The 18,613-nt window shown below is 52.7% G+C and carries 14 protein-coding genes; 6 read left to right on the top strand and 8 right to left on the bottom strand.

Annotation, left to right across the window (positions count from 1 at the left end; all coding sequences use genetic code 11):
- Window positions 1-8 precede the first annotated feature (8 nt).
- From NST43_RS21655 to NST43_RS21635, 5 genes are all read left to right on the top strand, one after another.
- Window positions 9-764 carry an amino acid ABC transporter permease gene (locus NST43_RS21655; protein ID WP_339219309.1) on the top strand — a complete coding sequence of 252 codons (756 nt, stop codon included), beginning with the start codon at window positions 9-11 and terminating at the stop codon, window positions 762-764.
- Window positions 764-1,513: an amino acid ABC transporter ATP-binding protein gene (locus NST43_RS21650; protein ID WP_339219307.1), complete on the top strand. Its 750-nt coding sequence runs from the start codon at window positions 764-766 to the stop codon at window positions 1,511-1,513. Before NST43_RS21655 ends, NST43_RS21650 begins: the two co-directional genes overlap by 1 nt.
- 713 nt (window positions 1,514-2,226) lie before the next feature.
- Window positions 2,227-3,270, top strand: a complete 1,044-nt coding sequence (hflK, locus tag NST43_RS21645; RefSeq protein ID WP_209985217.1) for an FtsH protease activity modulator HflK — start codon at window positions 2,227-2,229, stop codon at window positions 3,268-3,270.
- The gene (locus tag NST43_RS21640) at window positions 3,267-4,136 is read left to right on the top strand and encodes a protease modulator HflC (protein ID WP_339219306.1); all 870 of its coding nucleotides are present in this window, start codon (window positions 3,267-3,269) and stop codon (window positions 4,134-4,136) included. Before hflK ends, NST43_RS21640 begins: the two co-directional genes overlap by 4 nt.
- Before the next feature lie 200 nt (window positions 4,137-4,336).
- Window positions 4,337-5,914 carry a glycosyltransferase family 2 protein gene (locus tag NST43_RS21635; protein WP_339219304.1) on the top strand — a complete coding sequence of 526 codons (1,578 nt, stop codon included), beginning with the start codon at window positions 4,337-4,339 and terminating at the stop codon, window positions 5,912-5,914.
- A gap of 18 nt (window positions 5,915-5,932) precedes the next feature.
- Here NST43_RS21635 and NST43_RS21630 read toward each other — a convergent pair whose 3' ends face one another.
- From NST43_RS21630 to NST43_RS21605, 6 genes are all read right to left on the bottom strand, one after another.
- On the bottom strand, window positions 5,933-6,745 hold the full coding sequence (locus NST43_RS21630; RefSeq protein ID WP_339219303.1) for an undecaprenyl-diphosphate phosphatase: 813 nt from the start codon (window positions 6,743-6,745) through the stop codon (window positions 5,933-5,935).
- 31 nt (window positions 6,746-6,776) lie between these two features.
- Window positions 6,777-7,370, bottom strand: coding sequence for a DedA family protein (locus NST43_RS21625; protein ID WP_209985076.1), 594 nt, complete (start codon window positions 7,368-7,370; stop codon window positions 6,777-6,779).
- A gap of 274 nt (window positions 7,371-7,644) precedes the next feature.
- Complete coding sequence (locus NST43_RS21620; protein ID WP_339219302.1) at window positions 7,645-9,684, bottom strand: serine hydrolase domain-containing protein; 2,040 nt, start codon at window positions 9,682-9,684, stop codon at window positions 7,645-7,647.
- A 117-nt stretch (window positions 9,685-9,801) separates the two neighbouring features.
- Window positions 9,802-11,103, bottom strand: a complete 1,302-nt coding sequence (locus tag NST43_RS21615) for a GHKL domain-containing protein (protein WP_339219301.1) — start codon at window positions 11,101-11,103, stop codon at window positions 9,802-9,804.
- On the bottom strand, window positions 11,090-11,845 hold the full coding sequence (locus NST43_RS21610) for a LytTR family DNA-binding domain-containing protein (protein WP_209985066.1): 756 nt from the start codon (window positions 11,843-11,845) through the stop codon (window positions 11,090-11,092). Before NST43_RS21610 ends, NST43_RS21615 begins: the two co-directional genes overlap by 14 nt.
- A gap of 219 nt (window positions 11,846-12,064) precedes the next feature.
- Window positions 12,065-12,547, bottom strand: a complete 483-nt coding sequence (locus tag NST43_RS21605; protein WP_209985210.1) for a cupin domain-containing protein — start codon at window positions 12,545-12,547, stop codon at window positions 12,065-12,067.
- A 230-nt stretch (window positions 12,548-12,777) separates the two neighbouring features.
- Here NST43_RS21605 and NST43_RS21600 point away from each other — a divergent pair, with 230 nt between their 5' ends.
- Window positions 12,778-13,959, top strand: a complete 1,182-nt coding sequence (locus NST43_RS21600; protein ID WP_339219299.1) for a hypothetical protein — start codon at window positions 12,778-12,780, stop codon at window positions 13,957-13,959.
- Window positions 13,960-14,244: 285 nt separating this feature from the next.
- Here NST43_RS21600 and NST43_RS21595 read toward each other — a convergent pair whose 3' ends face one another.
- Together NST43_RS21595 and NST43_RS21590 are read right to left on the bottom strand one after the other, a co-directional pair.
- Window positions 14,245-15,378 carry a response regulator gene (locus NST43_RS21595; protein ID WP_209985061.1) on the bottom strand — a complete coding sequence of 378 codons (1,134 nt, stop codon included), beginning with the start codon at window positions 15,376-15,378 and terminating at the stop codon, window positions 14,245-14,247.
- 43 nt (window positions 15,379-15,421) lie between these two features.
- Window positions 15,422-18,544: an ATP-binding protein gene (locus NST43_RS21590; RefSeq protein ID WP_339219298.1), complete on the bottom strand. Its 3,123-nt coding sequence runs from the start codon at window positions 18,542-18,544 to the stop codon at window positions 15,422-15,424.
- Window positions 18,545-18,613: the final 69 nt, after the last annotated feature.

Genomic DNA, 18,613 nt, shown 5'->3' with positions numbered 1-18,613 from the left:
TAGTCTGCATGGGAGAGATTTTTGATATTAACGCGGTGTTCACAGCGATACCTCGTCTGTTAGAGGTCCTTCCTGTGAGTCTGCAGATTACGGTCATCTCGATGATCGTCGGCCTTGTGTTTGCTCTGTTGTTCGCCATTATCCGTATGCGCCGAATTCCCGTGCTAAGCCAGCTAGTCACAGTCTTCATCTCGTTCATTCGGGGAACGCCGATCATTGTGCAGCTGTATCTGACCTATAACGGAATTCCGTTGTTACTCAAATTCATTAATCAGCAGTACGGGACGGATTATAATATCAATGCCATTCCGGCGATGATCTTCGTGCTGGTCACCTTCGCATTCAATGAAGCGGCGTACAACTCGGAGACGATCCGCGCTGCGCTGCAATCGGTCAACAAGGGCCAGATCGAGGCCGCTGAATCCCTGGGGATGACGTATCTTCAGGTGCTCAGAAGAGTCATCGTTCCGCAGGCGCTGGTGGTGGCTATTCCGCCGCTGGGCAATGCACTGATCGGACTGCTGAAGGGGACCTCCCTGGCCTTTGTGGCGGGTGTAATCGAAATGACAGCCAAGGGTAAAATCATCTCCGGCAGCAACTTCCGCTTCTTCGAGGTGTATCTCGCGCTGGCGATCATCTATTGGGTCATGACGATTCTGATTGAGCAGATTCTGAGATTCCTGGAGAAAAGATTCTCCATTCCGGACTCCGCTGCCGGGGCCATGAACCGCGGCTGGTTCTCTTGGGGAAGGAGAGAGATCTGATGATTAAGGTAAGCCATTTATCCAAGTCCTTTCACGGCAATCTGATTCTGGATGATTTGTCGGTGGAGATTGAGAAGGGCGATGTTGTAGCGATCATCGGTTCATCCGGTGCAGGCAAGTCCACCTTCCTGCGTGCGCTCAACTGCCTGGAGCAGGCGGATCAGGGGATGCTTGATCTCGAAGGCTTCAAGGTCGATTTCAGCACGATCACGAACAAGCAGCGGCTGGAGCTGCGGAAGCAGACGGCGATGGTCTTCCAGCAATTCAATCTGTTCCAGCACCGCACGGCGCTGGATAATGTCAAGGAAGGCCTGAAAATTGTGAAGCGGATGAACGACCGCGAGGCCGCACAGATTGCACAGGAGCAGCTGGAGCAGGTAGGTCTTACTGAGCGGGCGCATTATTATCCGAAGCATCTGTCCGGCGGCCAGCAGCAGCGGGTGGGCATTGCCCGCGCCCTGGCGATGAATCCGAAGCTGCTGCTCCTGGACGAGCCCACCTCTGCGCTTGATCCTGAGCTGGTGGGCGAGGTGCTGCAGACGATCAAGAAGACCGCCGCCACAGGTCAGACGATGATTCTCGTCTCGCATGAGATGAGCTTCGTCTATGAAGTAGCGAATAAGGTGCTTTTCCTGGACAAAGGGAAAATCGTCGAGGAGGGGACGCCGGACGAGGTGTTCAATCATCCGAAGTCCGAGCGGGCCAAGGAATTCCTGCAGAATTATTTCCGTAACAAGTCGGGTAATTAAGATAAGCACCATTGCAAGAGCCGAGTAGGCTCCTACCGGAGCGGAAGTAACCAAATCGGCTTCTAACGGACCTGAGCGCCGTTATTTTTAAGAAAACGCCACTTTTTGCGGCTTAACGGACCGAGGGGACCTTAGAGTCTGTCTGAGAGACGTTTTTGGGTGAAAGAGCGGGCGATAAGGACTGTGGGGTCCGTAACTTGTCCCAACGTGGAGTTTCAGCAGAGATAAGTACTCCTGAGTCCGTTACGCTTAGGATATGAGTTACCAAAAGACGTTCCCGACCTGCCGGGAACGTCTTTTGGTGTGCGCCCTTCGGTGAAAACGAAGGGCAGTGGAGGAAAATGACCTCAAATCATTGCTGTACAATAAAGCTTCAGCCCTAGTCCGTACTGTGCTCCATAAATTGCATCAACATTTGAGTACTAGTGTTTGCTACGGAGTAAATAGTACCTGCAGGTTACTGTCCTGATCAAGGAACCGGGTGTGTTGGTCTGATATGATTAACTGATTGTATTCACCAAATTCTGTAGCATATGTCCGGTAGGGGATATGAGTCCAAACCGTGAAATAGTGGCAATTGACAGAGAGAAACGCAGCAAAATGCAGAAAGCTTGAACAAAGCTGAAATAGTTGCGACTTTTTTGATTTATTCACGTATATAAACCTTTAATAAGACTAAAATACGCCAAAAGGAGCGATGCATCTTGAATTTCATGAACCAGAATGGCGATAATATCCCAGGGTTCAAGCTGCCGAAGTTGAAGCCGGGCATGTACAAGAGGATAGGGGTGGGGGTAGCCGCTGCGGCTGTGTTGCTGTATATCGGCGCCACCTCATTTTATACTGTGCAGGAGCAGGAACGTGCGGCTATTCTGACCTTCGGCAAGTATACGAGTGAGAGCTCAGCCGGGCTCCATTTCAAATGGCCCTATCCCATCCAGGATGTAATTACCGTGCCTGCCGAGCTGACCCAGCGGATTCATATCGGGTACCGCCAAGAGTCGGATGGAGCAGTTCCGGTGGATGATGAAGCTATGATGATTACGGGTGATGAGAATATTGTCTCTGCCGATGCGGTAGTCCAGTGGAAGATCAGCAATATCCGTGATTACCTGTATAACATTGATGACCCGGACAAATTCCTGCGCAACTCGGCCAGCTCCTCGATCCGTGCGGTCATTGGTTCCGAGAAGCTGGACTATGCGATTACCGACGGGAAGACGGTCATTCAGGATAAAGTCCGCGTGCTGCTGGTGGATCTGCAGAAGAAATACAACACCGGCATTCAGATCATCGATATCAAGTTCCAGGATATTGAGCCGCCAAGCGGCCAGGTGGAGGAAGCCTTCCGCGAGGTCACGAATGCCCGTGAAGAGAAGAATACGAAGATCAACAACGCCAAGAAGTACGAGAACGATATCATTCCGAAGGCGCGCGGTGAAGCACAGGCCCTGCTGGAGCGGGCCGAAGGCGAGAAGAAGTCGCGTATCCTGAATGCGCAGGGGGATGTGGCGCGGTTCAATGCGATTTTTGCCGAATATGCCAATAATCAGAGCGTCACCGAGAGCCGGCTGGTCCTGGAGACACTGGAGACGATCCTGCCTAACGCCAGAATCTTCATTACGAACTCAAACAGTGACACTGTGAACTATCTGCCGCTGAATGAGCTGATGCGCAGCACCAAGGATAGCCCCTCTGCTCCTGCCGCTGTGAATCCGGCGCCTTCAGCCGCACCGCAAGGAGGAGATGCCAAGTGAAAAGAAACCCGATCATCTTATTGATATCATCTATCGTTCTGATTATTCTGCTGGCTGGCTCTATGTACATCGTGAAGGAAGGGGAATATAAGGTCGTTCTCCGTTTCGGTGAAGCAATGCGTGCGGTGGAGGAGCCGGGGCTTAAGTTCAAGCTTCCTTTTATCGAAAATGTCTCGGAGCTGCCCAAGTATCAGATGACGTACGAGAGCTCGCCGACCAGCATTCTGACCAAGGACCAGAAGCCGATTGTGGTTGATAATTATACGGTCTGGAGAATCACCAACGCCTCGCAGTTCCTGAGAACCGTTCAATCGGTCAGCGGTGGGGTCCAGCGTATCGATGAAGCTGTCTACAACTCGGTGCGCCGCAAACTGTCGGAGGTCAACTATGAGAATATCATCAGTGAGGATACCGGACGGGGCAATATTAATGATGAGATTACTAAGGATGTAGTAGCGGCTTTGACCCGGGATAATTACGGAATTGAAGTCATTGACGTACGGATCAAGCGTACCGACCTGCCGGAAGAGAACAAGCAGAGCGTGTACAACCGGATGATCTCGGACCGTCAATCCATTGCTGCACGTTATCTGTCCGAAGGGGACGAGGAATCCCGGAAGATCACCTCCAAGGCGGACCGCGCCTCCCGGGAGCTGATGGCCCAGGCTGAAGCCGACTCCAAGAAGATTATCGCCGCAGGCGAAGGGGAAGCTGCCAAGATCTATAACCTGGCCTATGGCAAATCTCCTGAGTTCTATAGCTTCTACCGCACGCTGCAGAGTTATGTGACCACGCTGAAGAATGAGCCGGTCATCATGATCCCGATCGATTCGCCTTATGCGAAGATACTGATGGGCAATAAATAAATAGGCTGAATGACAAACACCCCTTAGGATCAATTGATTCTAAGGGGTGTTTGTCGTTTTGCCCGGCGGGCTAGAAGGTTGTAATTTCAGGAAAATAGGCTTATCTAGATAACTCACTTAATATATATTGTGTTATATCAATTATTTTCAAATCAAAGGGGTGTTCTAGTCATGATAACTTTATTCTGGAGTGGGCTCATATGAATCAGAAGATAAAACGAGTGCTACTTGGGAGCCCGATCCATCAGAAACCGGAGATTCTGGAGCATTTTCTGAAGTCGCTGCAGCGGCTCAACCTTAACAATATTGAGCTGCATTACTATCTGATTGATGATAATCGGGATACAGCTTCCAGTGAACTCCTGCAGCAGTTCGCCCAAAGCGGGAGAACAGTCTTCCTGGAATCCTCTGGCTACCATGATGACTATATACGCGATGATAATACCCATGCCTGGCGTATCAGCCTTGTCTGGAAGGTGGCCGAGTTCAAAAATAAGATGATCCGGCGCGCGGAAGCTTTCGGCTATGATTATCTGTTTCTGGTGGATTCCGATCTTATTCTTCATCCAAGTACGCTGGAACAGCTGATCAATTCAGGCAAGGACATTATCGCTGAAGTGTTCTGGACCCAGTGGCAGCCGGGCAAGCTGGAACAGCCGCAGGTGTGGATGCATGACGAATACAACCAATGGGAAGCGTTGCCGGGAGAAAAGCTTTCACCTGAGGAGATCAAGCGCCGCCTGCATGCTTTTCTGCTTAAGATGAGGCAACCGGGAACCTATGAAGTCGGCGGACTTGGTGCCTGTACTCTGATCAGCATCGAGGCCATCAAGTCCGGTATTAGTTACAAGAAGGTCCGAAACCTCTCCTATTGGGGAGAGGATCGCCATTTCTGTATCCGTGCAGCAGCACTTGATATTCCCCTCTTCGTGGATACTCATTATCCGGCGCTGCATATCTACAGAGACAGTGATCTTGACAAAGTGGAGGAGTTCGTAAAACTAACAGATGCAGAAGCTAATCTAATTAAGCTGCAAGCTGCTGATGCGGAACATGTTGTCACCCCGGCAGCGGCACAACGCCGGCACAAGCTGACTCTCACGATGATCGTCAAGAATGAAGCCTCAAGGTTCCTGCGGAAGATTCTGGAAGAGCACCGCAAATATATCGATGAGGCCGTTATTATCGATGATGGCAGCACAGATGAAACAGCAGAATTAGTTAAGGAGGTTCTGGGGGGAATTCCGCTTAAGTTGATTTATAATCCGGTCTCCCGCTTCAACAATGAATCCGAGCTGCGCAAGCAGCAGTGGGAGGCGGTGGTTGCGACCCAGCCGGAATGGATTCTTAATCTGGATGGGGATGAGATCTTTGAACCCAGCTTTGCCGAAGAAGTGGACTCCCTGCTGAGAACGGAGAACTGCGACTTATTCTGCTTCCGCCTCTACGATCTATGGGATGACAACCATTACCGCGAGGATAAGTACTGGCGGGCCCACATGAGATACCGGCCGTTCCTGGTCCGCTACCGCGAAGACTTTACCTATCTCTGGAATGATCTCCCGCAACACTCCGGGCGGTTGCCAGAGAATATTTGGGAATTGCCTCATCAATTGAGCAACCTGCGGATTAAGCATCTCGGCTGGTCGAAGCAGGAATTTCGGCTGGAGAAGTATATGCGTTATATGCAACTGGACCCGAATGGCAAGTACGGCTGGAAGGAGCAGTATCAGTCCATCCTTGACGAGCATCCCCGTCTGTTGCCTTGGAGCGAATAGTAAGGGCATCCGTTTCTGTTACTGGAAGATCAGCAGTAGCGTGCCCACCACGAAGCAGTAGTACGAAAAGTAGATCAGGTTCCCCTTCGCCATAATGCCGATGAACCAGCGCATCGCGTAATAAGTGGCGACCAGTGTGGTGAGGAAGGCAATCATAAAGGGAATTGCCAGCGCGGAGCGGTTAGGATCATGCACGATGTCGGATGCACCCAGGATCAGACCGCCGATACTAATAGGAATGTACAGCATGAAGGAGAACTTGAGTGCGGTCTCCTGCTTCATCCCGACGGCGATCGAGGCGATCACGGTTGAACCGGAACGGCTGATACCGGGAATCAGGGCCACTGCCTGAGCCAGTCCGACAAGAATGGCATCCCGCACGGTAAGATTGCCGTCTCTTTTTTGCCCGCGGAGATTGCGGATCAGCCAGAGGGCCACCCCGGTAACAAGTAAGCTGATGGATACGGTATGTACGGAGGTGAAGACGCGTTCGATCGTATCCTTGAAGAACACAGCAGCCACGGCTGCAGGAATCGTACCTATCACAATATAGAGGCAGAACATGAACTCCGACCGGTACTTGGCATTGCGCGTGCGCATATAATGGAAGGCACCTGTAATCAGATCCAGAATATCTTTGCGGAAAATAAAACAGATGGCGATCAGGGATGCCGTATTCGTTAAGATTTCAAAGGATAGCCCATTCTGCTTCATGCCGAGCAGTCGTTGTACGATGATCAGGTGCCCGCTGGAAGAGACGGGAATCGGCTCCGTCACTCCCTGCACGAGACCCAGCAATAAGTATTTCAGCCATTCGAACCAATTCTCCATGAGTTCCTCCTGAATATCAACTGCAAATTCGTTAAGCCTGTCTTCTTCTTAGCCGCTTGGACAAGACGTACAGTCCGAAGCCGAGCAGGAACAGGGTTGCCGCCGGAATAAGGTAAGGCTTGACGATCTCGTCCACATGCTCCCACTGCGAGCCCAGCTTGAAGCCCAGATAGACATAGACCGAGGTGATCGGAAGCATGGCCAGGAAGGTGTACAGACTGAACTTGAACACATTCATTTTGGCGATTCCGCAAGGGATGGAGATCAGCGTTCTTACACCGGGGATGAAGCGTCCGTAGAAGGCCACACCGCTGCCGTATTTCTCAAAAAAACGGTCGGAGGCCTCCAGATGATGCGGGCGGATGAACAGATACTTGCCGTACTTATCGACCATCGGCCTGCCGCCATACCGGCCCAAGGCATACAGTGTTAGCGGGCCGAAGGTGCCCCCGACAGTACCAGCCAGGATCGTAAGCAGGAGCTTCATGTCCCCAAGATACACCCAATATCCGGCAAGCGGCAGCACGATTTCAGCAGGTACGAATTCAAACGACAAGGCGATGACGATACCTGCATAGGACAAATCTTTGAAAAAGAGTATAAATTCCGTAATCCACTCTGTCATGCGTTTCTCTCCCTTCTCAAACAAAAAGCCCCCTAATTAAAGGGGGCAGTCTCATCAACTGTCAGCACCCTCTCATCTGTGCAAGGCATCCGGGATGCCTCTAGTGCTGTGCCTTAATGCTTATAGCATGCCGGGCACAGCGGTATCATCGGGCGAAGCCCTCCACCGAACTCTGGATAAGAGTATTATTCAATTTGATAACATTAAAACATACCTGTCACCCATTAAGCAAGTTTGAGAGAGTGGGAGAAACTGTGTATAAAATATGAAAGCGTTATCGCAGCTCAATCCTGAACACATCGCCCGCTTGCCCGCCGAATACGGCCATTCCTCCTTCCGGCAACCGGACCGAAGGGTCTTTGCTTACCTTGAAGTGGCTTACAATCATCCCGTCGGCATCATAGACAACGAAACCGCCGCTTGGGGGAGCGGTAACGGTCATGGTTTTGCCGGCAGCCTTCTTATCAATCTTGAACCATACACTCTCGCCGCCCGCAGGAACGGTGCTGGTAGAGGCAGGGCCTCCGTAGATCGGCTTCACGGCGTTCTCGCTAATATAATCATTGCCGTCAATGGTTAAATATTCGGCACCGTTCTGCTTGGAGAAGGTCAGATCGAAGGCATCTCTTCCGTTCATCACTGGAATTTCAGCCGCATTGACGGCGGTGTTCTCGTCCACAATCCGCGTCCCGGTGGCATAGCCTTGTTCAACCTCAATAGTCTTCGTCAAGATGGAAGGGGAGAGGTAGAAGAAGGAATTGATTTTCTCATCCACAGCGTAGTAATGCTTCCCGTCTCTTTGCGCCCAGGCCTGCTTCGTAGAAGCATTCAGCGGACTTACCGCAAGCTTCTGATATTCATATGTGACCATTAGCATTTGACCAACACCAGGGATGCTCAGGTGGGTATTCAGCTTCAAATAGGTTTTGCCGTTCTTCTGTTTATCGAAGCTTATGGCGGCGCTGCCGTCCGGGCTCGTGAACTGCCCCTTGCCGGTATAGATATACTTCTGTGCAGGAATGAGTCCCCCTTCAAGCGCAGGCAGATCAATCGCTCCGTCCTTAATGGTTATGGCTGTGGTTGCGCCGACAGTGCCATATAATCCCGCAAAGGACTGCATCTCAGCAGGCATAGCCGCTTTAACAGGAGGCTTGAAGGCAGCATCCGGCAGAATCTTGTTAATCTTCCCGGTGTCCTTCAGGTAGGCCAGCAGCACATTGGTGGCGAAAATGGTGTTATAGATTGAGCTTCCGCCTGACGAGAGCACCGCGATGGATATATCGGATTCCGGCAGGGTAATCAGGTCAGCGTGATACATGATGGTATCTCCGCCTTTGGATAAGGCTGTGATTCCGTAATCACTGAACGGCGCCAGAACTACGGCATCCCAGCCCAGACCGTAATTGAAGCTGTTTCTCTCCTCAGGTACCCAGATCCCGTTCTTGTATTCGGGCTGCTGCATCGCTGTAGCGGAGGCTTTCGACAGAACGTCTGGATGCTTTCCGTTCAGCATCTCGGCGAATGTGGTCAGATCTTCGGCTGTGGAATAGAGGCCACCCGCTCCGAGGATATTGGCGTTCTCGCTAGGCAATGCCTGCGTTAGACCAGGGAAGTAGGTCTTGGCGAGCCGCTGCCGGTTAAAGGTATCCAGCGGCGTCTTGGTGGAGCTTAGCTTCAGCGGGCTGCTCATGTGCTGATCCAGGAACTCTGTATAGCTATTGCCCGTCACCTGCTCAATCATCAGCTCCAGTAATTGAAAGCCGTCATTGCAGTATACGGAATATGCGCCGGGATCGGATTTCAGGCGTTCGGACTGAAGCCTGGTCAGCAGCTCATCATGATTCTGTGTATCGGCATCGTCCATCAGAATGCTGTTCCCGTAGTGGCTGCCGTACAGGCCCGAGGAGTGGTTCATTAACATGCGCGGGGTAATCTGCTTGTACCGCTCATCGGCCATCTTGAACTGCGGCAGATACGTGGTCAGCGGCTGATCAATGTCAATGATCTTATCTTCTGCGAGCATCATCGTGGCTGCGGAGACATGCATTTTGCTGACCGAGCCGATGCCGAACATCGTATCCTTGGTGATCGGCGTCCCGGCTGCCTTATCGGATACACCGAAGCCGCCGGATACCGTAATCGCACCTCTATCCCTGATCGCATATTGCATGCCGCTTACCCCGTAATCGGATACGATCTTCGAGCCCAGCAGGCGGGCTGTTGTCTGCACCGGGCTCTCCTTCTCCCGCGCGGCAGCCGGGGCCGCAGGAATCACTAACATGGCAGCCAGTACGACTGAAGTTAACTTGTTCATCTTGAATTCCTCCTCTTGTGTCTCTTAGGTAATCTTCCTGAAGTTATCATACAGGCAGAAGAGAGGAACGTGGCTTGAACAACCCTGAAACGCTAATAACGATCCCTAAAGTGCATTTTATATAAATGATTCGCGTGAGAAGGGGAGGACCACCATATTGTTGAATTCCCGATGCCCGGCTTCAATCGTCATATTCCCGCCGTACTTCTCGCAGATTCTGGAGATATTGGTCAGGCCGATGCCGTGGTATTCCGGGTCGGGCTTCCGGCTCTGCAATGGGGCGGTCTCCGGAGCTGTGTGATTTAGGATATGGATGAACAGGGCGGATTCACTGGAGTGCATCTGGATCAGAATGTAGCGGTCCTCGGCGAGCCGTACTTTTTTGGAGGCTTCAATGGCATTGTCCAGCATGTTGCCCAGCACAACGCACAGGTCATAACGGTCGATGTGAAGCTCACGGGACAACAGCTTAAGGCGGGTGTCGATTCGGATGCCGTTCGCTTGTCCGATATTCAGCGTGTTCGTGACCAGCGCATCCACCACCAGATGGCCGGTGTTGACCCGCTGGTAGGCATCCTCCACTTTATTCAGCGTGAGCTTGATATGCTCCAGAGCCGCCGCCGGATCATCCCGCCGGATACACTCTTCAATGTAGAGAAACTGCTGATGGGTGTCGTGGATGATTCTTTTGATCGACTTGAAGCTGTGTACCGTCTTCTCATAGTTGGCGTCCTGATAGTTCATCTGGTGCTGAAGCTGGGCGTTCTCATGCATGAACTGGAACTTGTCGGTGATGGTATCGAAGATATAGACGATCATCACATTCAAGAACAGGAAGCCGAGAATCGCAAAAAAATAATAGAAATCCTTCGTGCTGTTAACGGTAAGGATGTTGATCTGATAGGTGCTGATGAGCGGGACAATCAGGAACATCACATAATACCGGTAGGGCAGGGAGACGCTTCGCCGCTTGGAGATCAGCCGGATGATCTGAATCACCGGGAACATAATAATGCAGCTTAGGATCAGTCCCTTGATGAAGGCCTGCCGGTCAATCCCCGTACCCGTGTCCATGCTGGTGTAGTCTACCGAATCTATCATTGAGAAAATATACAGCGAGATAAAGCTGACCACCGTCATCAGCACAGCGTACAGCATGGAAAAGATCACCTGGGTCTTCATCTCCACCTTATAGGCTTGCGCCATACTGAAGATCATCAGCAAGGCTACGCCGGAGGAGAATATAGGGGACAGCGGGGTGACCAGGTAGAGAAAGCAGAGTACCCCGTAGATGAGGAAATATATGATCCGGTTAGGCTTTCTGGCGGACTTATCAAACACGGAGGCAAAGAAGAATTGGGTCTGAAAGCACATCACCAGTACCACACAGACGACGAGAGTCAGATTATAGTGAGTCATAGGAGCTGCCCTTCATGATCATGAATTTGGTGTAGAAGTCCTTAACCTCTTTGATTTTAGACCGGCCGATGGGGAACTCCTGCCCGCCTGACATCAGCACGGAGCCGCCCGCGAACTTATGGACATGCAGCAGGTTGATAATAATCGAACGGTGGATCTGCAGGAAATGGCTGTCGCGTAGGGCTGAAGCGTACTCTGCAATAATCCCTCTGGTCTCATAGATCTCCGTGGTGGTAATCACATTCAGCTTGCTCTTGACTGTCAGGCTCTTGGCCGCCTCAATCCCGATAATATCATCATGTCGCAAGACGACTTCCTCATACCCGGACTTGATGACCATGAATTTCTTAGTCTGGGCCTGGAAGTAATCACACAGCTTCAGGATCTTCTCCTCCAGGAGCTGCGGGGCGACCGGCTTGATCAGATACTGGAAGGTAATCACGTCGAAGCTCTCCACCATATATTCAGGATAGCTGGTCAGGAATATAATCTGTTCGTCAAAATGCTTCTGGCTTCTCAAGCGGCGCGCCGCCTGAATCCCGTTCATACCGCCCATCTCCACATCCAGAATCAGGATATGGAAGGGGGCTCCGCCCTGTTCATAGTGGGAGATTAAGTCCTCTCCCGAAGGAAACAGCTCAATTTCAAATTCGGTATCTGTCTTGACGGATAAGCCGACCAGAATCCTCTTCACCAGCTCCCGCTGCTGTTCTTCATCCTCACATATCGCTACCCGATACATCCAAGGGTCCCCCTTCATTCCGGCTCCATGCCTAAGCAGATATTTGTACACAACATTATATAGCATTGTCCAGGGGAAGGAGCGAATCAGGAGGGTCAAACGCATAAGTTAATCCCTGGACTGCAAAAGCGAATCGGTGAAAATCCGGAGACCAGGGCGAGCGCTACGCTTTTACGCGGGTCGTTCCGCCCGCTCCGCTGTTTAAGCGTGTAATGTAATCTACTTCCACAGCCGCAACAGCGGCCCAGCCTCGCCGTATACGGGATCACGCTCCGGCAGCGGAACTTCGCGGATCTCGGGGAGCGCCGCAGCGAAGTCATCCGGGTCCGCCCGGCGGGTGTTATAGTCCATGCCGCCGGGATAAGCGCCGGCGATGCGGAAGTCCGGCGAAGCCGTGAGCTTCTTGTGTGCCGTCCCGGCAGGCAGCACCACAACGTCACCGGCCTCCACGCTGGCGGTGTATCCGGCATCTCCGCCAAGCTGGAGGCTGGCGCTGCCGGAGATAACGCCCAGCACCTCATGTGCGTTGCTGTGATAATGGTGGTAGGGGAAGACGCCGTTCACCCAGCTGTTCAGCCAGCCATTGTTATTGAAGATCTGTTCGGTGTCTTCCGGGTGGTCCCGGAGAACACCCTTATACAGCAGGACCGGAAGCTCCGGGTTGTTCGGCAGCAGGCCATCCGGCTGGAAACTGAGCTTCATTATAGATTCATCCTGCTCCCGGCCTATATAGTTATGTTCTGGCATAGCGGATCATCTCCTTTGTATATAGAATTACCCTGATGCTAGTACTGCACACCATGGATTCTATTGACGGGAATTTTTTCTGTGAATGGTTCTATTTCCTGTGCTTTACCTGCTTGTAAAAGGGTAATTGATGGCATACAGTGTAACATAGCTGTTATAGATGGTTGTGAAAGGGAGGGGTTATAGTGAGAATTATCCGTAAAATCAGTATCCTGCTGGCGGCCGCGCTGCTGCTGCCTGCCATTCTGGTGCCGCCGGGGGCAAAGGCTGCTTCCGTACAGGCGAAGGCTGCGTCAGCCGGGACGGTGGCCGCTGCCGCTTCACCCGCCCAGAGTCCGGCCACGAACGGACTGGTGCCGCTGACCGGCGCCATCAACGGGAATCTGCCGATTCATATGTCCATTAAGGTGGAGAGCGGCGGGAAGCTGACCGGAAGTTATTATTATGATAAATACAAGAAGACAATTAGACTCACCGGTACAGTCAGCGGCAAATACGCAAATATGTATGAATACGATGCAAAGGGCAAGGAAACCGGCCATTTCGAGGGCTGGTGGATCCCCGGCACCGGCTTCGCCGGAGTATGGAGCAACCCGGACGGCACCCGCCAGCTTCCGGTAGAAGCATTGACAGCTGCCGCCGCAGCCAGCGCCAAGGTTCCGGCAGCAGCGGACTGGAGCGGGGAGTGGTATATGGAGACGTATTCGCCCTTCTTCGGATCTTATGTTGAATTCAGCAATGTGAAGAGCGATAAGCTGGTCTTCTCGATGGATGCCTACGATGGCGCCCATTCCGGCCAGCTGTATGAAGAGTCGGCAGTGGTCCGCAAACGGATGGCCGTCTACAAGGAAGAGGACGGTTCCGTAGTCTTTTTCTATCTGCTGAACGGCAATCTATATGTCACCAGCCCTTCGCCGGTGTATTCTGCCGGGGCGAATGTAACCTACACCGGCCAATATACAAGAGATTCGCAAGAGACGGTCTACACACTGCGTGACACGGGTGTCTTCAAGACGGCCGCAGATGATAAGGCCTTCCGTAAGCTGGTAGGGGAAGATTATGATCTGTTCCTGTACAGTATGCAGCTGCTGGATGAGCCGAAGGATCTGGACGGTAAAGGGGCAAAAGTGGTAGAGGGCGGCGTCAGAGGGCTGTTCACCCTTACGGAAGCCATCATCATGTATGATAAGCAGGGCCATTTCTGGGCGGCTGCGCTTGATTCGGATGAAGCCTCTGATTCAGAGGAGATTCCTGAGACCTTCGTGCGGTTCTATACGAATGTTCCCGGCACCAGCAAGCTGCCGAAGACTATTGTGAAATGGATGGAGGATTTTCCTGATTACGCAGTGGTCTATATGAATTTCTGAACCTTCGCCAGAGCGTTTTAAGTTCCCCGTAATGGGTACATTGAAAGAGTGAGGTCCGTCTGACATGGGTAGCTACTGCACGAGAACCAGTGTACACCGGTTATGTCAGCGGATTCGCATGTCCTGCAGCTTTTCACTGAAAGGACGGGACAGCGCGGATGCGCAGGTCCTGCCGCTATAATGAAAGCTGCGGGTGCAACAAGAAACGGTATGCCTAACCCCTGACCGGGGGGCGGCATACCGTTTTTGTATGGATTCTGTTATCGCCGAAGTTCCGGCATGGAATCAAGTATATAGACGCTTCCAATTCGCATACCAGCGCTCAACCTTCGCGGACGGAGTGAGCTTCAGATCCCGCCAGAGCAGGCTGCGCAGCTTCTCATATTGCTCCTGTACGAAGCTCAGCTCACCCAGCCGGTTATAGAATTCCATGAGCGCCAGGTAACCCGGCTCGTGGTAGGGATGCAGCTCCACAATCCGCTGATAGGTGTTGACGGCCTTGGTGATATTATCCTTGACGGTATAATAATCGGCCAGCTCTGTGGCATGCTGTAAGGAGAGGTTCCTTAGCCGCTGCCGTTCACTCTCGGCCCACAGGTACTCATAATCTCCCAAGTAATCACCGGTATAGAGTTTTAGCAGCTCTTCATGCTCCGCTACGTTATAATCATCGACCGGGTCCAGGGAGACGACCCCTTCCTCCCACAGTACCGCATCGATCTGCGCATCGCCGCTCTCCAGCATATACCCTTCACCCACGCTCGCATTGCTGATCACAAGGCCGATGTCCGCCCTTTTCAGAGATTGCCTGATCTGGTAGATGGCCGTATACAGATGGGTAGAGGCACGCTTGAATGAGGCCTCGGGCCAGAGCAGCTCGATCAGCTTGTCCTTCACAACGATCCGGTCGTGGTGGTATAGCAGGAAGGCGAACAGCTCCTGGGCTTTGGATGTGCGCCAGCGGAAATCCCGGATAGGGATGCCTCCCCGTTCGAATTGGATAGCATTGAAGCAGCGTATCAGCAGCAAGCCTGGCTTGTCCGTGTCATCCTGGTTGACCTTCCGGCTCCTGATTCGCTGGAGGGTCCGGCTCAGCCGTTCCCTGGAGACCGGCTTGAGCAGATAATCCTGCGCGCTAACCTCGAAGGCTTCCAGCGCGAAGCTGTTATGGGCGGAGACGAATACGATGGCTGAGCCGGGACAGCACTCTTCGAGCTGCCTCGCAGCCTCCACGCCGTTCAGCCCCGGCATATCAATATCAAGAAAAATAATATCTGCCTCCCAGCCGGCCGCTTCGCTCATAGCCAGCAGGGGATTGGTATAGGTTGCCGTTACAATGGTCGATCCCAGCGCCCTGAGCGTGGATTCCAGCTGAATCAGGGCGAGTCGTTCATCATCGATCAGCACTACCCGAAGCATTGTAGCACCTCCTTGTACAGGATATAGCAGATGGAGGATGGATTCACTCCATAGGCCGGAGAGGAATCATAAAGGAGACGGTGGTTCCAAAGCCGGGGCGGCTCTGAATGAACAAGCCTTGCCCGTAGCGTTCAATCAGCCTCCGGTTCGTGTTCCATATCCCGATACCGGAGTTCTTGTCCTTGTGCTTCATCAGCAGGCGTTCAATTTGCCCCTGCTCCATGCCTTTGCCATTGTCCTGCACCGTAAGCCGGACCTGCTCCCCCTCCTTTTCAATGCGGATAGTCAGCGTGCCTCCCTCTATAAGACTGAGCAGCCCGTGACGGACGGCATTCTCTACCAGCGGCTGCAGAATCAGCGGGGGAACCCGCAGCAGTCCGGTATAATTCCGCTGCCATTTGACCTCCAGCCGTTCGCCGAACCGCACCTGCTCGATGTATAAGTAGGCTTCTACTAACGATAGCTCCTGCTTCAAAAGAACCAGTCTGCCGGTATTCATCAGGTCGAAGCTTGAGCGCAGATAGGAGGAGAAGGCCTCAATGAGCTGCTGCATCTGGCAGATATCGATGGTACTGAGCGTGGCGATGGAATTCAGGGCGTTGAACAGGAAGTGTGGGCGGATCTGCGCCTGAAGGTAAGCCCCCTCCAGCCGCAGGCTGTGGTCGATGGTCTGCTTCAGCCGTGCCAGTCCGGTAACCCGGTATTTGAGTTCCAGGCTGTCTACCGGCTTGGTCACATAATCATTAGCCCCCTGCTGAAATCCGTAGTAGATCTCCTCGCGCATAGCCCGCGCCGTCAGCAGCAGCACCGGCAGCTCTGACACCGGATACCGCTCCCTTACCCGGCGGGTCAGCTCATAGCCGGACATCCCGGGCATCATCACATCGGTAATGAGCAAATCCCAGGATTCCTCCTCCAGCCGCATCAGGGCTTCCTGCCCGCTTAACACAGAGGTCAGCTGATAGATATCTTCATGCAAAATAGTCGAGAGCACCCGGAGATTAACAGGATCATCGTCAACGGCCAATATCCTTAGGACAGCTTCATCTGTACCCAAGCCGGACGGGGGCGGCGGCACCCCCGCCAGGAACGGCTCATCGTCCTTATGGCGCAGACGGATACTCCGTCCGGTGTTCGCGGCATCCGGTGCTTCCACTGCTTCTACCCTGCCGAACCGCTCATCTATGAAGAAGGCTTCGTGCGCCAGCGGCAGGGTGAAGCGGAAGACTGAGCCTTCCCCAAGGCTGGACTCCACGGTCAGGCTGCCCCCGTGCAGCTCCACCAGCTGCCGGGTTATGCCGAGGCCCAGACCCAGTCCCCCCCGGTCCTGTCCGCCTGCCTGTTCATAGGGGAGAAAGATGCGCGCGAGGGCTTCTTCCTCCATCCCCGCACCCGTGTCGGCCACGCTAACCAGCAGCTGCCCGTCCGCTTCTTCGGCAGTCACAAGAATGCCGCCGTTCTCTGTCCATTTTACTGCATTATGTATCAAGTTGAAGAGGATTTGAATCAGCCGCTTCTCATCGGCCCACACGCGCGGCAGTGAAGCGGATACGCTTACATGAAGCGTCAGGTTCTTACCGTCTGTTAAGTAGCGGAGCATGTCCACCACTCCGGCGGCGATTGTATGGACGGACAGCGGTGCAGGATGAAGGACCATCCGGTTCTCCCGGAGCAAAGTGAGATCCAGCAGATCATCCAGCAGCTGGGACATTTGCCGCCCGATCCGCACCAGCAATTCCAGATCTCCCGCGTCTTCTTCCGGAGAGGCTGCCCGCTTCTTGTCGTATTCCGACTGGGCAATGCTCATCATGCCGTGCAGCGGAGTCCGCAGCTCATGCGAGGTATTGATCAGGAACCGGTCCTTCTGCTTGTCCGCCTGCAACAGCTGTTCGTAGAGCAGCTTGTTCTCATTGGAGCGCCGGGTATATTGCTTCAGGGCATAAGCGGAGAATCCGACGATCGCAGCCAGAATATCTACAGAGTAGAAGGGCAGATTCTTCCGGTAACTATTCACTGTTGTTCCCCAGATTACCCCCGATACAATGGAGGAGCCGATGAAGGTAAGGAATCCGACATCCTTTTTTTGCTTATAGACCATAATTCCGAACAGCACAAACATCCAGCAGGGGGGGAGCATATACAGAAGGCTGAAATAAATAGTAGCATTGGACAGAACGATATGAATCGGAAGTATGCATAGGCACAGGGTATAGAGAAGAAGAAGCAAGCTATACACCTTGAAGCCCCGGCCGACAGCCTGTGCGCTGTAGAATTTGTAGGTCAGCAGCAGCATGAAAAAAACCATCCATACATAAGACAGCAGCTTGACCTTGATTCCCCAGGTGTAGTTGAGCGGCAGCACAATGAACAGCAGGACGTCATTATCCGCTGAGATGGAGACGGCCAGAATGATCAGCATAAGCGCAAATAACAGGAGGGCCGGTTGTTCTTTGTCAAACAGGTACAGAATGCAGACGTATAGCGCATGGAGAAGAAGGATGATGATGGTTGCCAGCTGAAACGAGGTAGAGTACCAGCGTTCCTTCTGAACCGAGGACTGGGCGCCGAAACGGATGGAATAGGAGATGCCCGCCTTCTCCCCATGCTCATAATTGGCAGTCTGGATCAGGACGAGCAGGTCCTTCGTTCCTTCCGGCGGAAGATAGTGAACATAATAGGGAACGGCCATAGGACGGTATAGTTCCTTAGTTGCTGCGGGTTGACCCATAGCCTGAAGGGTGCGGCCGTTAATCTCGATTTTTGAAGACGCCTGGATCTGCTGGACCCAGAAGGTGTAAGGCTCATCCAGCGGCTGATCGACCAGAATATGCAGGGCATAGGTACCATAGCCTAGGGGGGAACCGGACATCGCTCCCTTCCAGTTGCCGGGTACCTTTACTGGGACAGCGTCTCCGGCGGTGCCGGAGCGGATATCACTTTCGCTGACCAGACGGTTCGGGTAGAAGTCCCATGTCCCGTCAAGGACAAGCGAGTGGGCATGCTTGAAGGTCCAGCCGCGTAGATCAAGCACGCCTGCATCCGCACTGGGCTGCTCCGGCAATGCAAAAATCTGCTGCCATACCCTTTGCATACCTAGCAGCAGAGAGATATATATAACCACTAAGGTCAGATGTTTTAAGTAATATCTGGAATTTTTATTCATCATAAATTAAAGATTTCGACAGAGGAGAGGAAGCACCTGCATAAAAATTAAATATATTATTGAACAATTAAC

This window comes from Paenibacillus sp. FSL H8-0332 (genome assembly GCF_037963835.1).
GTDB classification, from domain to species: Bacteria; Bacillota; Bacilli; order Paenibacillales; family Paenibacillaceae; genus Paenibacillus_AQ; species Paenibacillus_AQ rhizoplanae.
This window is presented reverse-complemented; position numbering and strand designations above follow the sequence as displayed.